Origin of the sequence: Ramlibacter sp. (genome assembly GCF_035627355.1) — a bacterium.
Lineage (GTDB): Bacteria > Pseudomonadota > Gammaproteobacteria > Burkholderiales > Burkholderiaceae_C > Ramlibacter.
Map to the genome: position 1 here is coordinate 247,497 of NZ_DASPLW010000066.1, position 16,691 is coordinate 264,187.

17 protein-coding genes are annotated in these 16,691 nt (G+C 71.2%); 4 read left to right on the top strand and 13 right to left on the bottom strand.

Annotated features, from left to right (window positions below; genetic code table 11):
- Position 1: 1 nt before the first annotated feature.
- Genes VEC03_RS16675 through VEC03_RS16685 form a run of 3 tightly spaced genes read right to left on the bottom strand, consistent with a single transcriptional unit; the run spans position 2 to position 4,542 of the window.
- Positions 2-211 carry a DUF2892 domain-containing protein gene (locus VEC03_RS16675; RefSeq protein ID WP_324917638.1) on the bottom strand — a complete coding sequence of 70 codons (210 nt, stop codon included), beginning with the start codon at positions 209-211 and terminating at the stop codon, positions 2-4.
- Complete coding sequence (locus VEC03_RS16680) at positions 208-3,450, bottom strand: efflux RND transporter permease subunit (RefSeq protein WP_324917641.1); 3,243 nt, start codon at positions 3,448-3,450, stop codon at positions 208-210. Before VEC03_RS16680 ends, VEC03_RS16675 begins: the two co-directional genes overlap by 4 nt.
- Positions 3,451-3,465: 15 nt before the next feature.
- Positions 3,466-4,542: an efflux RND transporter periplasmic adaptor subunit gene (locus tag VEC03_RS16685; RefSeq protein WP_324917644.1), complete on the bottom strand. Its 1,077-nt coding sequence runs from the start codon at positions 4,540-4,542 to the stop codon at positions 3,466-3,468.
- A gap of 142 nt (positions 4,543-4,684) precedes the next feature.
- On the opposite strand from VEC03_RS16685, the gene VEC03_RS16690 reads away from it, so the two are divergent.
- Together VEC03_RS16690 and VEC03_RS16695 are read left to right on the top strand one after the other, a co-directional pair.
- Positions 4,685-5,059, top strand: a complete 375-nt coding sequence (locus VEC03_RS16690; RefSeq protein ID WP_324917646.1) for a metalloregulator ArsR/SmtB family transcription factor — start codon at positions 4,685-4,687, stop codon at positions 5,057-5,059.
- A gap of 54 nt (positions 5,060-5,113) precedes the next feature.
- Positions 5,114-5,509, top strand: coding sequence for a DUF302 domain-containing protein (locus VEC03_RS16695; protein WP_324917649.1), 396 nt, complete (start codon positions 5,114-5,116; stop codon positions 5,507-5,509).
- A 111-nt stretch (positions 5,510-5,620) separates the two neighbouring features.
- Here VEC03_RS16695 and VEC03_RS16700 read toward each other — a convergent pair whose 3' ends face one another.
- The 10 genes from VEC03_RS16700 to VEC03_RS16745 are packed head-to-tail and all read right to left on the bottom strand — an operon-like array spanning position 5,621 to position 15,171.
- Positions 5,621-7,219, bottom strand: a complete 1,599-nt coding sequence (locus VEC03_RS16700) for a cytochrome D1 domain-containing protein (protein WP_324917651.1) — start codon at positions 7,217-7,219, stop codon at positions 5,621-5,623.
- Positions 7,206-8,399, bottom strand: a complete 1,194-nt coding sequence (gene nirJ / locus VEC03_RS16705) for a heme d1 biosynthesis radical SAM protein NirJ (RefSeq protein ID WP_324917654.1) — start codon at positions 8,397-8,399, stop codon at positions 7,206-7,208. The genes VEC03_RS16700 and nirJ overlap by 14 nt, the downstream gene beginning before the upstream one ends.
- A 6-nt stretch (positions 8,400-8,405) precedes the next feature.
- Positions 8,406-8,906, bottom strand: a complete 501-nt coding sequence (locus tag VEC03_RS16710) for an Lrp/AsnC family transcriptional regulator (RefSeq protein WP_324917656.1) — start codon at positions 8,904-8,906, stop codon at positions 8,406-8,408.
- Positions 8,903-9,391 carry an Lrp/AsnC family transcriptional regulator gene (locus VEC03_RS16715; RefSeq protein ID WP_324917659.1) on the bottom strand — a complete coding sequence of 163 codons (489 nt, stop codon included), beginning with the start codon at positions 9,389-9,391 and terminating at the stop codon, positions 8,903-8,905. Before VEC03_RS16715 ends, VEC03_RS16710 begins: the two co-directional genes overlap by 4 nt.
- Positions 9,388-10,542, bottom strand: a complete 1,155-nt coding sequence (locus VEC03_RS16720) for a COX15/CtaA family protein (RefSeq protein ID WP_324917662.1) — start codon at positions 10,540-10,542, stop codon at positions 9,388-9,390. Before VEC03_RS16720 ends, VEC03_RS16715 begins: the two co-directional genes overlap by 4 nt.
- Positions 10,542-11,540 carry an Lrp/AsnC family transcriptional regulator gene (locus tag VEC03_RS16725; RefSeq protein ID WP_324917665.1) on the bottom strand — a complete coding sequence of 333 codons (999 nt, stop codon included), beginning with the start codon at positions 11,538-11,540 and terminating at the stop codon, positions 10,542-10,544. The genes VEC03_RS16720 and VEC03_RS16725 overlap by 1 nt, the downstream gene beginning before the upstream one ends.
- 21 nt (positions 11,541-11,561) lie before the next feature.
- On the bottom strand, positions 11,562-12,758 hold the full coding sequence (locus tag VEC03_RS16730) for a cytochrome D1 domain-containing protein (RefSeq protein WP_324917668.1): 1,197 nt from the start codon (positions 12,756-12,758) through the stop codon (positions 11,562-11,564).
- The gene (locus VEC03_RS16735) at positions 12,755-13,087 is read right to left on the bottom strand and encodes a cytochrome c (RefSeq protein WP_324917671.1); all 333 of its coding nucleotides are present in this window, start codon (positions 13,085-13,087) and stop codon (positions 12,755-12,757) included. The genes VEC03_RS16730 and VEC03_RS16735 overlap by 4 nt, the downstream gene beginning before the upstream one ends.
- Before the next feature lie 4 nt (positions 13,088-13,091).
- Positions 13,092-13,400 carry a c-type cytochrome gene (locus VEC03_RS16740; protein WP_324917674.1) on the bottom strand — a complete coding sequence of 103 codons (309 nt, stop codon included), beginning with the start codon at positions 13,398-13,400 and terminating at the stop codon, positions 13,092-13,094.
- A 25-nt stretch (positions 13,401-13,425) separates the two neighbouring features.
- Positions 13,426-15,171 carry a cytochrome D1 domain-containing protein gene (locus VEC03_RS16745; RefSeq protein WP_324917677.1) on the bottom strand — a complete coding sequence of 582 codons (1,746 nt, stop codon included), beginning with the start codon at positions 15,169-15,171 and terminating at the stop codon, positions 13,426-13,428.
- A gap of 113 nt (positions 15,172-15,284) precedes the next feature.
- On the opposite strand from VEC03_RS16745, the gene cobA reads away from it, so the two are divergent.
- Positions 15,285-16,127, top strand: coding sequence for a uroporphyrinogen-III C-methyltransferase (gene cobA, locus VEC03_RS16750; RefSeq protein ID WP_324917680.1), 843 nt, complete (start codon positions 15,285-15,287; stop codon positions 16,125-16,127).
- Positions 16,128-16,191: 64 nt separating this feature from the next.
- Positions 16,192-16,575, top strand: coding sequence for a hypothetical protein (locus tag VEC03_RS16755; protein WP_324917683.1), 384 nt, complete (start codon positions 16,192-16,194; stop codon positions 16,573-16,575).
- The last annotated feature ends 116 nt before the right edge of the window (positions 16,576-16,691 follow it).

Here is a 16,691-nt window from a genome sequence, read left to right on the forward strand (position 1 = left end):
GTCAGCACCCCGGGCGGATGCCCAGCCGGACCAGGATCTTCTCGAGCGGGCAGAAGCGGGTCAGCGAGCTCTGGGCGAGGTTGAAGCCGACGAAGGCGGTGAGGGCCAGCCACCAGTTGCTGGCGAACAGCGGGCTGGCGGGCGCGCCCAGCGCCAGCGAGACGAGGATCACGGTGCCGGCGAACAGGCGGACGACCTGGTTGATGTTCATGTGGATTCTCCTTGGGTTGAGGACAGGGGAGGGACTTGCGCCGCCTTGCGGCGGTACGCGACGAAATACAGCAGCGGGATGACCACCAGCGTCAGCAGGGTGCTGACCAGGATGCCGAAGATCAGCGAGATGGCCAGGCCGTTGAAGATCGGGTCGTCCAGGATGAAGAACGCGCCCAGCATGGCCGCCAGGCCGGTCAGCAGGATCGGCTGCGCGCGCGTGGCGGCCGAGCGCACCACCGCCTGCTCCAGCGGCATGCCCTGGCTGCGCTGCAGCTCGATGAAGTCCACCAGCAGGATCGAGTTGCGCACGATGATGCCGGCCAGCGCGATCATGCCGATCATGCTGGTGGCGGTGAACTGCGCGCCCAGCAGTGCGTGCCCGGGCATCACGCCGACGATGGTCAGCGGGATCGGCGCCATGATGACCAGCGGCGTGAGGTAGGAGCCGAACTGCGCCACCACCAGCAGGTAGATCAGCACCAGCCCCACGGCATAGGCGGCGCCCATGTCGCGGAAGGTCTCGTAGGTGATCTGCCATTCGCCGTCCCACTTGATCGCGTACTCGCGATAGCTGTCCGACGGCTGGGTGATGAAGTACTCGGCCAGCTCGCCGCCGTTGGGCGTGCGGATCGCGCCGATGTCGCCGCGCATGCCGAACAGGCCGTACAGGGGGCTGTCCACCGCACCGGCCATGTCGCCGGTGACGAAGTGCACCGGCAGCAGGTCCTTGTGGAAGACGGGCTGTTCGCGCACCGTGTCGGTCACCGTCACCAGCTCGCGGATGGGCACCAGCTGCCCGCCGGCGCCGCGCACGGCCAGCTGCAGCAGCGCGTCGAGGTCGCCGTGGCGCTCGGCCGGCAACTGCAGCACGGCGGCGGCCGGGTACTTGCTGGCGTCGTGCAGCCAGGCTGCGGGTTCGCCGGCCAAACCGGCGCGCAGCGTGGCGACGATGGCCTGCTGCGGCACGCCCAGCCGGGCCGCCTTGCTGCGGTCCACCAGCAGCAGCTTGCGCGGCGCCGGCGCGATGCCGCTGTCGTCCACGTCCACTACGCCGGGGGTCCGCTCGAACACGGCGCGCACGGCCTTGGCCACGTCGCGGCGTCCCTGCGCGTCGGGGCCGTAGATCTCGGCCACGATCGGGGCCAGCACGGGCGGGCCGGGCGGCACTTCCACCACCTTGACGTTGGCGCCGTGGCGCCGGCCGATCGCCTGCAGCTCAGGGCGCATGCGGGTGGCGATGGCGTGGCTCTGCTCATTGCGGTGCGCGTGCCCGACCAGGTTCACCTGCAGGTCGCCCACCTCGCCGCCGGCTCGCAGGTCGTACTGGCGCACCAGCCCGTTGAAGTTGATCGGGGCGGCGGTGCCGGCATACGCCTGGTAGTCGGTCACCTCAGGCTGCCCGGCGAGCCAGGCACCCATCTCGCGCAGCACGCCGGCCGTGTGTTCCACCGGCGTGCCGGCCGGCATGTCCACCACGACCTGGAACTCCGACTTGTTGTCGAACGGCAGCATCTTCATCAGCACCAGCCCGAGCGCCGGCAAGGCGAGCGAGACCGCGATCAGGCCGGCTACGCCGAGCCCCAGCAGCTTGCGGTTGCGCGAGCCGGTGCGCTCGTCCAGCAGCGGCCGGAAGACGCGGTCGAACAGCGGTGCCAACCGCTTCGACAGCCCGGTCGGGCCTTCGTCGTGCCGGGCGCCGGGTGCGTGCTTCATCCACAGGCGGGCCAGCCAGGGCGTCACCGTGAACGCAATGGCCAGGGACAGCAGCATCCCCATGCTGGCGTTGATCGGAATCGGGCTCATGTACGGACCCATCAGGCCGCTGACGAAGGCCATCGGCAGCAGCGCCGCGATCACGGTCAGGGTGGCCAGGATGGTGGGGCCGCCGACTTCGTCCACCGCGCCGGGAATGAGCTGCCCGAGGGTCTTGTCCGGGTGCAGCGCCTGGTGGCGATGGATGTTCTCCACCACCACGATGGCGTCATCCACCAGGATGCCGATGGAGAAGATCAGTGCGAACAGCGAGACGCGGTTGAGCGTGAAGCCCCAGGCCCAGGACGCGAACAGCGTCACCGTCAGCGTCAGGATCACCGCGGTGCCGACGATCGCCGCCTCGCGCCGGCCGAGCGCGACGAAGACCAGCGCCACCACCGCGGCGGTGGCGAACAGCAGTTTCTGGATCAGCTTCTTCGCCTTGTCGTTGGCGGTGGCGCCGTAGTTGCGCGTCTGCGCCACCTCCACCCCCTGCGGGATCACGGTGTTGCGCAGCTCGCCCACGCGCTGCAGCACGGCATCGGCCACGTCGATGGCGTTCTCGCCCGGTTTCTTGGTCACCGCGAGCGTGACGGCCGGGAATTCGCCCCCATCGTCGCCGGCGATCCCGTGCCAGACGTGGCGCTGCGCCGGCAGCGGCCCGTCGCGCACGGTGGCCACTTCCTGCAGGAACACCGGGCGCCCCTGGTGCACGCCGACCACCAGCTCGCCGACCTCGCGGGCACCCGTCAGGAAGGGTCCGGCCTCCAGCGCCACCGCGCGGTTGCCGCCCAGCAGCTCGCCCAGCGGCGCCCCCAGGTTGGCCGATTGCAGCGACTGGCGCAGGTCGGCCACGGTGATGCCGGCGCCGGCCATGCGCGCCGGATCGAGCTCGACCAGAACGCCGCGGCCGGGCCCGCCGATGGTGTCGACCTCGCGGGTGCCGGGCACGCGCTTGAGGTCCGCTTCCAGGCTGTGCGCGACGCGCTCCAGGTCGAACGCGCCCAGTGCCGGGTCGCGGGCGAACAGCGTCAGGCTGACGATCGGCACGTCGTCGATGCCCTTGGGCTTGATGAGGGGCTCGCCCACGCCCAGGCCGCGCGGAAGCCAATCGGCATTGGCGTTGACCGTGTCGTACAGGCGAACCAGCGCCTCGGTGCGGGGCACCCCGACCTCGTACTGCACGGTGATCACCGCCAGTCCGGGCCGCGACACCGACATCACGTGCTCGACGCCGGCGATCTGCGACAGCACCTGCTCGGCCGGGGTGGCCACCATCTGCTCGACGTCGCGTACCGAGGCCCCCGGGAAGGGGACCAGCACGTTGGCCATGGTGACGTTGATTTGCGGCTCCTCCTCGCGCGGCGTGACGAGCACGGCGAAGGCGCCCAGCAGCAAGGCCACCAAGGCGAGCAGCGGCGTGATCTGCGCCGACTGGAACCAGGCGGCGATGCGGCCGGAGATGCCGAGGCGGGGAGCGTTCATGCGGGCCTCCGTGGCTCAGCGAACGCGGGCTGCCGCCTGCGGGTCGAGCGCCACGCGCTCGCCGGCTGACAGCCCGCTGAGGACCTCGACCCGCTCGGCCTCGGCGCCGCCCAGCCGCACCTGCCGCAGCAGCGGCTTGCCGTCGGTACCCACCACGTAGACCGCCACCAGCTCGGCGCGGCGCAGCACGGCACGGGCCGGCACGAACAGCCGCTTGGCGTTGCCGGCGACCGGCACCCAGGCCCGGGCGAACTGCCCGGGGGCGGCGCCGCCCAGCCCGGCCGGCAGGTCCAGGCGCAGTTCCAGCGTGTGGGTGGCGGGATCCACCGTCGGCAGCAGTTGCCACCCGGCCGGATGGACGCGGCCGCCGGCGGCGCCGGGCAACTCGACCTCCGGCGCCGCGCCGGGCGCCATGCGCGCCGCGACCGATTGCGGGATCGCCGCCGTCACGCGCAGGGCGGACGGGTCGTAGACGGTCAGCAGCGGCCGGCCGGGCATGGCCATGTCGCCCAGCACCACCGCCACGTCCGCCACCACGCCCGAGTAGGGCGCCTTGACCACGTAGAAGCCGGACTGGGTTCGCGCGGCGCCCGCGCTGGCCAGCTGGGCGGCGGCCTCGGCCTGGGCCGACTTGTACTGCGCCTCGGCGCGGTCGAGCGCCGCTTGGCTGATGTAGTTCTTCTCGAACAGCTGGCGTTGCCGCTCGTACTCGCGGGTGGCCGCGTCCAGCCCGGCGCGGGCGGCGCGCACCTGCGCGGCGCCGGCGGCGGCCGTCTGTTCGGCGGCGCGCGCGTCCAGTCGGGCCAGCACCTGGCCGGCCCGGACCCGGTCGCCGGCCTTGACCTCCAGGGCGACGATGGCGCCCGGCACCTGGGCGGCGATGACGGTCTGGCGCACCGCCTCCACCACGCCGTCGTAGGCGCTGCGGCCGGCCTCGCCCTCGCTGGCGACGCTGGCGGTTGCGAGCGGCGCAGGCCGGGCCGGCGCGGCATCGCCAGCCCAGGCCGGCGCCAGGAACAGGACTGCGGCCAGCGGCAACACGGCCAGGGCGGAGCCGGCCCGGCGGGTCTTGCTCAGGAGAGGGCGGGTCATGGCGTGCAGGCGATCCATCGTTGATGTATTATTTGCGCAAGTAGCTAAATATGCAAGCGGTTGGGAATTTCAAGGCTCCGGCGACGGCCGACAGGACCGCCTGGGGCATGATTCCCGCCGCCAATGTGATGGGTGCTTCACCATGGAAAACCTCCCCCCGCAGGCCCTGGAGCGGGTTGCCGCCTACTTCCGGGCGCTCTCCGAGCCGACCCGGCTGCACATCCTCAACCTGCTGCGCAGCGGCGAGCACAACGTGGGCGAGCTGGCCCAGGCGACCGGCTACACCTCAGCCAACGTGTCGCGCCACCTGTCCTTCCTGATGCAGCAGGGGCTGGTCCAGCGCGAAAGCCGGGGGACCGCGGTCTACTACAGCATTGCCGACCCGGCCGTGTACGCCTTGTGCGACCTGGTGTGCGGCAACATCGCCCGCCAGCAGGAGCGGACCGCGGTCGAGCACCGGCTGTTCGCAGCCAACGCAGCACCGGCGGCGTCGCGCCGCCGGCGTTCCGCCCGGTAACGGGCATCCCGGCGCCGGGCCACTCCGGCGCCCACTTATCGAGGACCACTGACCATGTACGGATTCCATGTCGAGATCTCCGGCCCTTTCGAACAGGCGCTCGACAAGGTGCTCGCCGCCCTGAAGACGGAGGGCTTCGGGGTGCTCAGCGACATCGACGTACAGAAGGCGATGAAGGAGAAGCTGGGCGAGGACATGCCCGCCTATCGCATCCTGGGCGCCTGCAACCCGCCACTGGCGCACCAGGCGCTGCAGGCCGAGCCGGAGATCGGCTTGCTGCTGCCCTGCAACGTGACACTGCGGCAACTGGACGGCGGCCGCGTGTCGGTGGGCTTCCTGGATCCCCAGATGATGGTCCAGCTCACCAGCAACCCCGGCGTGAGGGGCGTCGCCGATGAGGCGCGCGAGCGCCTGCAGCGGGTGCGCGCGGCCTTGCAGGCGCAGGGTTGACCCCCCGGGGGAGCCGGCCTCGGCGCAGCATGCGCACGCCCTGGATTCCTGTCTCCGCGGGAATGACGAAGGGATGGATGCCGCCGCCGCGCCGGCGGGCCGGGGGCGCCGTCAGTGCGACGTTCCCTCCGAACGCCCCACCTTGTTGCCCACGTTGTACTTGCCCACCGGCTTGCTCATGGGCAGGCGCTTGACTTCCTTCAGCGTCGCGGCGTCGTAGACGATCACGGCGCCCTCGCGCTCCCACAGGCTGGCCAGCGCGTAGCGGCCGTCGCGGGTGAACTCGATGTGCGACACCGTCCTGCCCGGCTCCGGCCGCAGCGCGGCGACCGGCTCCAGCGTGCGCTTGTCGATCACGGTCAGCGTGTCGCGCGCCGGGCTCATCATGGAATCGACCCAGGCGTAGGGCGTCTTCTCGTGGCTGCGCATGAAGAAGCCCGGGCCGGGGATGGCGATGCGCTTGACCGGCTTCCAGCCGTCCATGTCGATCACCGTCACCAGGCCTTCCTTGAGGTCGGGCGTGGCCAGCACGCGGGTGCCGTTCCAGGCGAAGGTGATGCCCGACCCCAGGTGCGGCATGGCGCCCAGCGGCAGTTGCGCGATGCGCCGCCGTGCGTCCAGGTTGACCACCTGGCCAAAGCCCGGCTGCCCGGGCTTGGGGCGCGCGGCGCCGATCGCGTGCCGGTACGCCGGGTCGAAGAAGAAGTCGTCCAGGGGCTCTTCCAGCGGGGTGCGACGCACACCCAGGAAGCCGGGCTTGGCCAGGCCCTCGCCCATGCGGAAGTCGTGCACCAGGCCGTCGAAGACCGGGGGCGCCTTCTCGTCGTACGAGATCTCCCACAGCTCCGGTATGTCCTTGAGCGCGACCACGAAGCTGCGGCGCGGCGCGGCGTCGTAGACCGCCGACACGCGCGAGCTGTGCTGGCCGTCGAGGCTGGCCGCCGCGTAGGTGCGCACCAGGTTCAGGTCGGCGTCGAACAGCGCCAGCGAATGTGGCAGGTAGTTGGCCGCCAGCACCCAGCGGCCGTCGCTGCTGACGGCGACGTTGCGCATGTTCAGCCCGGCGCGCACCTCGGCCACCACGGCCAGGTTCCACAGGTCGTACTTGGTGATCCAGCCGTCGCGCGAGCCGAAGAACACGTAGCGGCCGTCCGGCGTGAACTTGGGCCCGCCGTGCAACGCGTAGCGGGACGGGAAGCGATGGATGGCCTCCATGCGGTCGCCATCGACCAGCGAGACGTGGTGGTCGCCGCCTTCCACCACCACGAACAGGTTCATCGGGTCCCCGCTCCAGCGCGGCTTGGCCGGCCAGGTCGCCGATTCGGGGTTCCACACCCGGGAGGCGCGGATGTCGGCCTCCTCCCAGCGCGGCGCCGGCTGCACCGGCGTGTAGATCCACGCTGCCAGCGCCGCCACTTCGTCCCTGGACAACTGCTGCCCGAAGCCCGGCATCTGGGTGGCGGGACGGCCCTCGCGGATCACCTGCGTGGCCTCGGCCGGCTTGAGCCGCTCCAGGCTCTGGGGCAGCAGGGCGGGACCCATGCCGCCCAGGCGCTGCTCGCCGTGGCAGGACGCGCAGTTCGCGCGGTACAGCGCCGCGGCATCGGGGACGGTGGATTGCGCGCCTGCAATCGCATGCGCCAGCAGGAGCAGGCCAGCGGCCACCGCGGAACGGAAGGCGCTTCGGGCGTGGGCCCTACACCAGTGCATGGTCGACCCTTTCGCTCGCGATGCCGAGCTCATCGTCGTCGAGGTAGCAGCCCGGATCCTCCGCCCATGGATTGCCGGTGAGCTGCTGCGCCCGCACGCGGGTGTTGCCGCCGCAGATGTCGGCCTGCGGGCAGGCGGCGCAGCGGCCCTCCAGCGGCCGCGGCCGGCGCTTGAGGCCGTCCATCAGCGCATCGCTGCGGTCTTCCCAGATGGCGGAGAACGGGCGCTCGCGCACGCAGCCCAGGTCGTGGTGCCACCACATGGTGTCCGGGTGCACGTGGCCCAGGTTGTCGATGTTGGCCACCGCCACGCCGGAGGCATTGCCGCCCCAGGCCACCAGCCGCTCGCGCAGCGCCGGCGCCCAGCGCGGCCACTTGTCCTGCACCCAGCGCAGCAGGTAGACCGCGTCCGCATCGTTGTTGCCGCTGACGAAGTCGGCCGCTTCGCCGCGGGCCGCGGCCTGCCACGCCGTTTCCAGCAGCAGGTCCATGGCGGAGCGGGTAGCGGCGAACTGCGCATCCCGGGCACGATGGATGTTGCCGCGGCCGGCATAGTTCAGGTGCGAGAAGTAGAACTTGCCGACGCGCTCCTGCTTCATCAGGTCGAGCAGCGCGGGCAGGTCGTGCGCATTCATGGCCGTCAGCGTGTAGCGCATGCCGATGTTCACGCCGCGCTCGCGCAACAGGCGCAATGCGGCCAGCGAGCTGTCGAAGGCGCCCGGCAGGCGGCGGAAACGGTCGTGCGTGTCGCGCAGGCCGTCCAGGCTGATCCCCACGTAGTCGAAGCCATGGGCTGCAATGCGGCCGGCCATCGCAGCGTCGATCAGCGTACCGTTGGTGGACAGGCCCAGGTGGAAGCCCAGCTCGCGCGCGCGCCGCGCCACCGGCCACAGGTGGGGCGACAGCAGCGGCTCGCCGCCGGAGAGGATCAGCGCCGGCACGCCGTAGGCCTCCAGGTCCTCGAGGGCCGCCAGCATCTGCGCTTCGTCCAGCTCGCCGGGATAGGCGTGGTCGGCCGACAGTGCGTAGCAGTGCTTGCAGGTCAGGTTGCAGCGGCGGGTCAGGTTCCAGATCACCACCGGCCGAACCGGGCCGCGGCTGCGCGCGGGCGGAGGCGAGGGATAGCGGCCGGTGCGCTCGGCCTCGGCCACTTCGCGCAGGTATTGGGAAATGCGCAGCATGCGCGGTTACTCCTTAGGGGCGCCCCCGGGCAGGCGGACGCCGGTCTTCTTCAGCAGCTGGGTGCTGTACAGGATGGCGCGGTCGCGGCAGGCGTCGCCCAGCAGGTCGCGCACCGTCAGCGCCTGGCGCTCGACCTCGGCGCGCGTGCGTCCGTGCAGCATCACGAACAGGTTGTAGGGCCAGTCGGGCAGGGCCCGGCTGCGGCGGTAGCAGTGGGTCACGCCGGGCAGCCGGGCGATGCGCTCGCCCAGTTCGTCGACGCGCTCGTCGTCCACGTCCCAGACCGTCATGCCGTTGGCGACGTAGCCGAGCCGGTAATGGTTGGGCACCGCGCCGATGCGGCGGATGACGCCGCGCTCGATCAGCGAGGCCAGCGTGTCCTGCACCTCGCGGGCGCTCGCGCCGAGCAGCGCGCCCACCGCCTCGTAGGGCTCCGGAACCAGCGGCAGGCCGCCCTGGGTGGCGGCGATGAGCTGGCGCTCGAAGGGGGTCAGCGCGGTTTTCACGACGCCTCCGGCGCCAGCGCCCGCAGGCGCAGCTCGACCCGGTACTCGCGCTCGCGCACGAAGCGGTGCACCCGCAGCCCGGTCTCGGCCTCGATCGCGTTCACGCACTGGTCCACTGCGGCCTGCGATTCGGCGGCCACCACGAACCACATGTTCAGCCGGTGGCCGCGCCGGTAGTTGTGCGCCACCTGCACGTGCGCATTGACCTGCGCGGCGATCTCGTCGAAGCGGCCGGCCGGCGCCTCCAGCGCGGCCAGCAGGTAGGCGCCGCCGGCCTTCTCGATCTGGTAGAGCGGCCCGAAGCGGGTGAGCACGCCGGTGGCCAGCAGCTTGCGCAGCCGCTCCAGCACCTCCTCCTCGCTCAGGTCCAGCGCCGCGCCCACCTCGGCGAAGGGCCGGTCGCCCAAGGGGAAGCCCTCGTGCAAGTGGTCGATCAGCGCCGCGTCGATGCGGTCGGAATGGGCGTGGACATCGAACGCGTTCATGCGGTGGCCTCCACGGTGTTGCCGCTGGCGCTGCGCGCCCGCGGGAGGGCCGCCGCCCGCGTCTCGCACAGCACACCCGTCATCACCACCAGCAGCGCGGCGGCGCCGCCGGTGTGGGCGACCGCCGCAAGCAGCGGCCAGCCGAGCACGATGTTGGACAGTCCGGTGAGCAGCTGAGCCAGCAGCAGCGCGCCCATCCAGCGCGCCGGCCGATGCACGCCTTCGCGGTGCAGCCGCCAGGCCAGCAGGCCGAGCACGGTGAGCACGAGATAGGCCGCGAGCCGGTGCACGTAGTGGATGGCGGTGAGGGCGGCGAAGTCGATCGGCTGGCCGGTCGCAGTCAGGCCCAGCTCGCGCCACAACTCGAAGCCTTGCGGCAGGTCCATGGCCGGCCACCAGCTGCCCTGGCATTGCGGGAAGTCGCTGCAGGCCAGCACCGCGTAGTTGGTGCTGACCCAGCCGCCCAGGGCCACCTGCAGCCACAGCAACGCGAACCCGGCCCAGAGCAGGCGGCGGGTGGCGATGCCGATGCGTGCTGGCGCGTGCCCGTCCAGCGCGAAGGCGTAGTCGGCCGCCTGCCGGCGCAGCAGCACCAGCAGCAGCACGCCGCCCAGCAGGTGCAGCGTCACGATGGCGGGGAACAGCTTCATGGTCACCGTGAGTGCGCCGAAGGCGCCTTGCACGCAGACCCAGGCGAAGGTGGCGATCGCCCAGGCCGGGTGCACCGCCACGCCGCGCCGGCGCTGAGACCAGGTGCCGAGGGCCAGCGCGGTGATCAGCACGCCGACGGTGGTGGCCAGGTAGCGGTGGACCATCTCGATCCAGGCCTTGGTGTGCGTGACGGGACCGGTCGGCATGTCGGCCTGCGCGGCGGCGATCTCGGCGTGCGCGCCCGTGGGGCTGGCGTTGCCGTAGCAGCCCGGCCAGTCGGGGCAGCCCAGGCCGGAGTCGGTCAGCCGCGTGAAGGCGCCGAACACCACCAGGTCGAAGGTGAGGAACAGGGTGAGCAGCGTCAGCGCGCGCAGCCGGCGGGCCGGGCTGGTGCCGGCGTGGCGCACCCAGACCCAGGCCAGCGGGCCGGCGGCCAGCGTCAGGCCCATCAGCGCCAGGCGCAGCGCCGGGGAAAGGTCATAGAGCGGCGTCGCGTCCATCAGGCGGGGCAGGCGACGGGCGCCGCGTCGGTGAAGTAGCGCCCGCCGGTCTGCTTGAAGCGGCGGCCGCTGAACAGGGTGGCGTGCGGGTAGCGCCGGGCACCGGTGCGTTCCAGCGCCTGCGCGACCAGGGCCTGCACGGCCGCGCGTTCCCGGCCGTGCACCATGAAGTACAGGTTGTAGGGCCAGCCGGTGTCGGGCACGCGCTGGTAGGCGAGCGTGACGCCCGGCTGGGCCGCCAGCGCCGCGCCCAGCGAATCGACCTGGGCCGGCGGCGCCTGCACCACGGTCATGGCATTGGCACCGAACCCGGCTTCGTGGTGCCGCACCACGGCACCGAACCGGCGCAGGGTGGCGCCGGCCTGCCAGCGCCGCAGGGTGGTGAGCACCGCGCCGGTGGTCCAGCCGAGCTCGGCCGCCCACAGGTCGTAAGGCCGCGGCACCAGCGCCAAACCCTGTTCGGCCAGTGCGGCCAGCGGCCGTTCGGCCGGTGCGACTGGCGTGCTGCGCGGCTGCACGAACGGTGCCGCCAACGCCGGCGCATGTGTGCCCGACAGGTCGAATCCGAGGTCGATGCGATAGGCCCGCACCATGGGCAGGAACAGGGACGGCACGCCGGCCTGCTGCGCCAGCCGGGTGGCGGTCTCGCGCACGCGGCGGGCGTCGACACCCGTCATCACGTACCAGAGGTTCCAGTCGTGCTCGCGCTCGTAGTTGTGGTTGACGCCGGGCTCGTCGCTGACCGCTTGTGCGACCTCGGCCAGTCGCGCCGGCGGCACCGCCAGCGCGCACAGCGCTGCCGCGCCGCCGGCGCCGGCGTTCCACACGGCACCGATGCGCCCCAGCACGCCACGCTCGCGCAGGTTGCGCAGCCGCTCCAGCACGCTGGCCTCCGGCAGCCCGAGCTGCCGGCCGACCGCGAGGAAGGGCTGCGGCTCGAGCGGGAAATCGCGCTGCAAGCCGTTGAGCAGTTGCAGCGACGCGCCTTGCAGGACCACCGGGCGCACCATGGCCTGCCCTTACAACCCGATGCGCGCGGCGCGCGACGTGAAGAAGATGCCGCTGGGCTGCTCCACCGGCAGCCGGGCCAGCGTCTCGAAGCTGGCCGTGTCGACCACGCTCACGCGGTTGGCGTCGCGCGAGCTGATCCAGACGGCTTCGCTGCGCGGCGTGAATTCCATGTGCAGCACCGCCTTGCCCGGCTCCAGCGTGCGCACCACCTGGCGGCTGACGGTGTCGACCACCTGCACCTTGTGGTAGTCGGGCACGGCGAAGTTGACCCAGACCTGGCGGCCGTCGGGGCGCGCCATCACGAAGACCGGCTGGCCGGCGACCGGCACCCGCGCCACTTCCTCCCAGGTGGTGGTGTCCACCACCAGCAACTCGTGCCGGCCGATCGCCGGCAGCCAGGCGTGGCGACCGGCCACCGCCCAGCCGCGCAGGTGCGGCATCTTGTACACGGGCAGCGGCTGCTGGCCCCGCCCGTAGCCGGACAGGATGCGGCGCGCGCGCGGTTGCGGCGCCCAGAAATCGATCATCGCCAGGCCGTCCTCGCCGAACAGGCCGGCCAGGTAGTGGCGGCCGTCGGGCGTGAGCAGCGCGTCGTAGGGCTGGCGGCCGATGCCCTCGAACTTGGTGATCCTCGGCTGCGCCGGATCGGCGAGGTCGGCCACCCAGACCTGGTCGGCGTCGAACAGGCTGAAGACGAAGCGCCGCCCCGGCAGGTCGGCCAGGCCGACCACGCGCGAGCGCTTGAGCGAGCCGTCGGCCGCCGTATAGGTGGCGGGGATGTCGGCCACTGGAGCGAGGGTTCGCGCATCGAACACGCGAACGCCGCCCGGCGTGTAGTTCTGTGCGGCCACCAGCGAGCCGTCCTGCGAGATGGCGCCGCCGATGCTGTTGCCGGCCTGCATCACGCGGGCCAGCACGCGCCGGCTGGGCAGGTGCACCTGCGTCATGCCGCCGTCGCGGCCGAACACGAAGGCATGGGCGCCGTCGCGTGCATAGACCACGCTGGCATGCGAGAGGTCGCCCAGGCCGTCGATCTGGCCCAGGATGCGGCGCTCGGTGGTGTTGACCACCGCGAGCTGGCCGGTGGCGCGGGCGACCACCACGCCCAGGTCGCCGGTGCCGGCGCTTGGGGCACGGCCCGGCCAGGAAGCACAGCCGGCCAGCAGGGCGCTGCCGCCGGCGGCGAGCAGCGTGCGCCGCTTCATCGTGACTCCGTCGGAAAACCTTGCCGCAGCTGCTGCGCGATCCAGGTCGCGTCGGCTTCGGACAAGAGGGCAGACCACCCCGGCATCGGCGTGCCGGGGCGGCCCTTGTAGATCGTGGCCACCAGCGAATCGAGCGGCCAGTCGGCCAGGCGCTGCGCATCGAGCGCAGGGCCCAGGCCGCCGGTCAGGCGCATGCCGTGGCAGGACCCGCAGTCCTGCCGCACCAGGCGCACCAGCTCGCGCTGGCGGGCCGCGTCGGGCGCCGGCTCGGCCTGCGCCGCGGCGACGAGCGCAGCGGACAGGCAGAGCGCGAACGACGCGGCTTTCATGGCATCAGCTCTTGAGGATGAACTCGACGGCGGCCTTCAGGTCGGCGTCGTTGATCTGCGCCGGCGTGTTGGGGGCCATCGGCACCGGGCCGAAGCTGCCGCTGCCGCCCTTGCGGACCTTGTCCATCAGCTTGGCGACGACGTCCTGGCCCTTGTACTTGGCCGCGATGTCCTTGAACGCCGGGCCGACCAGCTTCTTGTCCTTGGCGTGGCAGGCCATGCAGCCGGCCTTGTTCATGGCGGCCTCGGGGTTGGCCCAGGCGCCGGCCGAGAAGGCGGTGGCCAGCGCCAGCAGCATCAGTTGCTTTTTCATGCGTGAGTCTCCGTGAGGGTACGAATCAATAGACGTCGTGCTGGGTGTTGTGCACGTTGAAGTGGCCGGTGGGCGTGACCAGGCGCGGGTCCTTGATCACGGCCTTGGGCTTGAGCGTCTTGTCGTCGATCACGACGATGGCCGACTGCTTGTCCTTGGCGGACCACACCGACAGCCAGACCTCGTCGCCGGCCTTGTTGAACTCGGGCTGCAGCACGCGCATGGCGCCGCCGTCCTTGATGCCGGCCCACTCGGCCACCGGCAGCACCTGGTAGCCCTTGTCCAGGTTGTCGATGTCGAACACCGCCAGCGTCTGCGAGATCTTGGGATCGGGGTTCAGCGGCGTGTCTACGTACAGGTGCCTGGACTTCGGATGGCTCTTGAGGAACAGCGAACCGCCGCCCTGGCCCTTGAGGGTCTGCACCACCTTCCAGGCGTTGGCCTTGTGCTTCACCGGATCGGTGCCGATCAGCGAGATCGTCTCGTCGCCGAGGTGGCCGGTGGACCACACCGGGCCGTACTTCGGGTGCGTGAAGTTGGCGCCGCGGCCGGGGTGCGGGATCTTGCCGACCTCGGTGATCGCGGCCAGCTTGCCATCCTTAAGGTCCATCGCGGCGATCTTGTTGCTCTGGTTGGCCGCCACCATGAAGTAGCGCTTGCTGGCGTCCAGGCCACCGTCGTGCAGGAAGGGCGCGCTGCCGATCTCGGTGACCTTGAGCGCGTCGATGTTGCTGTAGTCCACCAGCAGGGTCTTGCCGGTCTCCTTGACGTTGACCACGAACTCGGGCTTGAAGTGGCTGCCGACGATGGAGGCCACGCGCGGCTCGGGGTGGTATTCCTGCGTGCCCACCGTCATGCCCCGGGTGCCGACGATCTTGAGCGGCTCGAGCGTGTCGCCCTTCATGATCACGTACTGGGGCGGCCAGTAGGCGCCGGCGATCGCCAGCTTGTCCTCGTAGCCCTTGTACTTGCTGGTTTCGACGGAACGCGCCTCCAGCCCGATGCGCAGCTCGGCCACGTTGTCCGGCTTGGGCATCCACAGGTCGATCATGTTGATCTTGGCGTCACGCCCGATCACGAACAGGTAGCGGCCGGAGGCCGAGGTGCGCGAGATGTGCACCGCGTACCCGGTCTTGACGATGTTGATGATCTTCTTGGTGTCGCCGTCGATCAGCGCCACCTCGCCGGTGTCGCGCAGCGTGGTGGAGAAGATGTTGTCGATCCTGTAGTCGTTCATCTTCTTCTTCGGCCGCTGCTCCGGCGGCACGATGACCTTCCAGGTTTCCTTCATCTGCGCCATGCCGAATTCCGGCGGCTGGGGAGGGTCCTGCTGGATGTAGCGCGCCATCACGTCGACGGTCTTCGCGTCCATCTCGCCCGAGGTCAGCCAGTTGGGCATGCCGGCCGGCGAGCCGTAGCCGATGAAGATCTTGAGGTACTCGGTGCCCTTGGCGAGCGTGATGTCCGGCGTGAGCGGCTTGCCGGTGGCGCCCTTGCGCAGCACGCCGTGGCAGCCGGCGCAGCGCTCGAAGTAGATCTTGCGGCCGAGGTCGAACTCGGCCTGCGTCATCGGCGGCGCCTTCGGGTTGGTGCTCTGGTACATCGGCTCCTGGGCCAGCGGCGAAGTGCCTTGCTGGTAGGTCTGCTCGGCGGGGGTCACCTGCTTGTGACCGTCGTCCGGAGCGGCCGCGGTTTGCTGCTGCGCCACCGTGCCCGCCGCCGCGGCTGCGGCGAGGGCGAGGACGGCCGCGCGGAATGCGCGTGAGGGCATGGCTTTTCTCCTTTGGGGTTGCTCTTGGCTGCGACGGATGATCCGGAGCAACCCTGTGCGCGTCCTTGATTTGGTTCAAGGCTGCGGCGGCGCTGCGCGGCGACGATGAATCCATGACGATCGAACACGAAGCCGTGGTGTCACCCATGCGGCGCGCTGCCGCGGGCATGCCCGGCAAGGTCTGGCTGGTGGGCGGGGGGCCCGGCGATGCGGACTTGCTCACGCTCAAGGCGGCACGCCTGCTGGCGAACGCGCGGGTGGTGCTGTACGACCACCTGGTGGGCGAGGGCGTGCTCGCCTTGCTGCCGGTGCAGGCGCGGCGCATCTGCGTGGGCAAGCGCAGCCGCAAGCATTCGATGCCGCAGGAGGAGATCAACGCCCTGCTGGTGCGTCTGGCCGGCGAGGGCAACGACGTGGTGCGGCTCAAGGGCGGCGATCCCTACGTGTTCGGCCGCGGGGCCGAGGAGGCGCTCGCGCTGGCCGAGGCCGGCATCGAGTTCGAGGTCGTGCCGGGCATCACCTCAGCCCAGGGCATGGCCAGCTATGGCGGCATTCCGCTCACGCACCGCGGCTTGGCCACCAGCGTGGTGTTCGCCACTGGCCACTGCCGCGAAGGCGGCGAGGATCCCGACTGGGCTGCGCTGGCCCGGCCGCACCAGACCGTCGTGATCTACATGGGCCTGGCGCGGCTGGACACGATCTGCCGCGAACTCATGGCGCATGGCTTGCCAGCCACCACCCCGGCCGCGCTGGTGGAGCAGGCCACTACTTCGCGCCAGCGAGTGGTCGAAGGAGCACTGGGTGGGCTGCCGGCACTGGCGGCACAGCACCGCGTCGCCGCGCCCGCGCTGATCGTGGTCGGCGACGTGGTCCGTCTGCGCTCCGACCTGGCCTGGTTCCACCCGGCGCCGCCCGCGTGGACCTGGGCGGTGCGCGAGCACGCCTTGACCGCCTGATCCCGCCGCCGGCCGCAATGTCCCTGCCGGTACAGGTGGGGATGCGGCTGGCAAGATGGCTGCCATGGCCCTCCCGCCTTCTAGCCTGCGGCGCGTGCTGGCGATCATCGCTGGCGTGTTCGGCGTGGCCACGCTGTTTGCCGGGGTCCGCGTGCTGCTCGGTGCCGATCCGGGCTACGTGGTGTATCTGCCGCTGCTGGCGTTCAACACGGCGATGGGCGCGGCCTACCTGTCCACCGGCGTGCGGGGCTGGTTCGACGCGCGCAAGGGGCGGCGCGGCGCCGCCACGATCCTTGTGCTGAATGCGCTGATGCTGGCCTTCATCGTCTGGCTGTACCTGGCGCAGCCCGGCACCGTCGCGCGCGAGAGCGTGGCCGCCATGGGCTTTCGCACCGCCGCCTGGCTGGTGCTGTGGGGCGGGTTCAGCTGGGCGGCGCGGCGGGCTTGAGGCGCAACGCTTGAGCGGGCTCATCCGATCGAGCCCAGCCGGACGATGGCATCCAAGCAGCACGGCGCGTCTCCCCATCCGCACGGGCACGAGCAGCGGGTGGCATGCGTGCGAGT